Source organism: Rhizobium sp. RU35A (genome assembly GCF_900156005.1).
In the GTDB taxonomy this organism is placed as follows: Bacteria; Pseudomonadota; Alphaproteobacteria; order Rhizobiales; family Rhizobiaceae; genus Neorhizobium; species Neorhizobium straminoryzae.
The window spans coordinates 1-1381 of the sequence record NZ_FTMR01000047.1 but is presented as its reverse complement, the minus strand read 5'-3'; the positions used below and the strand labels follow the sequence as shown (position 1 = coordinate 1381).

The following is a 1381-nucleotide window of genomic DNA, read 5'->3' as shown; positions in this document are numbered from 1 at the left end:
GGCTGAAGCCTGGCTTCGATTCGAAGGATCGTCGGTCTCGTACCGTTGACTGCCGCCGCGACCACCTTCATCGGCAACATTCGTCGTCCCATGAATTCGGGAACCCAGAGATTTTGACGACCGAACAGCATTTGCACCGCGACGAAAGCCAGGCAGGTGCCAAAAACCGGCCCAAGCGGGTTGGGTATCGGTACAACGGCGGGAATTGCAAGCATCAACAACGCTATCGCGACGCCAAGACGTCCCTCCCGCAACAAGATCGTTCGAATGTGCAGACCGTTGTTGCGCTTTGCGGTCTCGAGCAATTCCAGGAGATAGTCCGACCCCTTCAGTGCTGTACTTCCATCAGTCATCGACGTTCCTCAAGACGCAAACCTAGAGCCAGACCGCGGGTCAGGTTTTCTGTTTCGAGCCAGTTCTCCGGAGCGAGTAGGCGACGCCCGCACCCAGAATGACGAAGGTAATACCAAGCGACCACTCGGGCGGAAACTTTTCCCAGCCCATGGCCCAGGCGATGAAAATCTTCGAGCCAATGAACACCAGAAGAACGGACAAAGCATATTTCAAATAGGCGAAACGATGCAGGATTGCGTCGAGTGCAAAGTAAAGTGCCCGCAGGCCGAGAATGGCAAATATGTTCGAGGTATAGACGATATAGGGGTCGGTCGTGATGGTGAAGACCGCCGGTACCGAATCGACAGCGAAGACCAGGTCGGCAATCTCGATCATGATCAATGCAAGCAGAAGCGGAGTCGCGTAGCGCTTCAGTTTCCCGGTTGACGGATCCAGTTTCCTGATCACGAACCGGTTGCCGTGAAGCTCATTCGTGACATTCATGTGGCGCTTCAGAAAACGGATCAGACCGTTTTCTTCGATTTTGTGTTCCTTGTCGGCCATGAACAACATTTTGATGCCGGTCAGGATCAGGAACACTGCAAAGATGTAGAGCACCCAATTGTACTGCTCCACGATCGTTGCACCCAGGCCGATCATGATGCCGCGAAGAATGATGACGCCAAGGATGCCCCAGAACAGGACGCGGTGCTGGTACTCGCGCGGAATGGAAAAGAAGGCGAAAATCATGGCGATGAGGAAGATGTTATCCATCGCCAACGTCTTTTCCACCACGAAGGCGGTCAGGTACTGTGCAGTCGCTTCAGTATCCATCTGCCAGTAGATGAAGCCGGCAAACAGAAAACCGAGAGACAGGTACATGACTGAAAGCTTCAGGCTCTCGGCAACACCGATCTCGTGGTCATCCTTATGCAGAACACCGAGATCGAATGCGAGCAGAGCCACAACCAGGCCCATGAAGACGAGCCACATCCAGAGCGGCTTTCCAAGGAAGAGGAAAAACAGAATTTCCAATTACGCGACTCCA

The 1381-nt window shown here is 53.7% G+C and carries 2 protein-coding genes; both read right to left on the bottom strand.

Annotated elements, in window-relative coordinates; all coding sequences use genetic code 11:
* Window positions 1-353 (bottom strand): exopolysaccharide biosynthesis protein (locus tag F3H95_RS26970; RefSeq protein ID WP_149748243.1); only part of this gene is annotated, 353 nt, incomplete at its 3' end.
* Between the two features lie 40 nt (window positions 354-393).
* Complete coding sequence (locus F3H95_RS26965) at window positions 394-1326, bottom strand: TerC family protein (protein ID WP_210248603.1); 933 nt, start codon at window positions 1324-1326, stop codon at window positions 394-396.
* Between the last annotated feature and the right edge of the window lie 55 nt (window positions 1327-1381).

What these genes read in the sequence shown, in the direction of transcription:
- F3H95_RS26965 (WP_210248603.1), bottom strand. Translation starts at nt 1,326, where the DNA reads ATGTGGCTCGTCTTCATGGGCCTGGTTGTGGCTCTGCTCGCATTCGAT.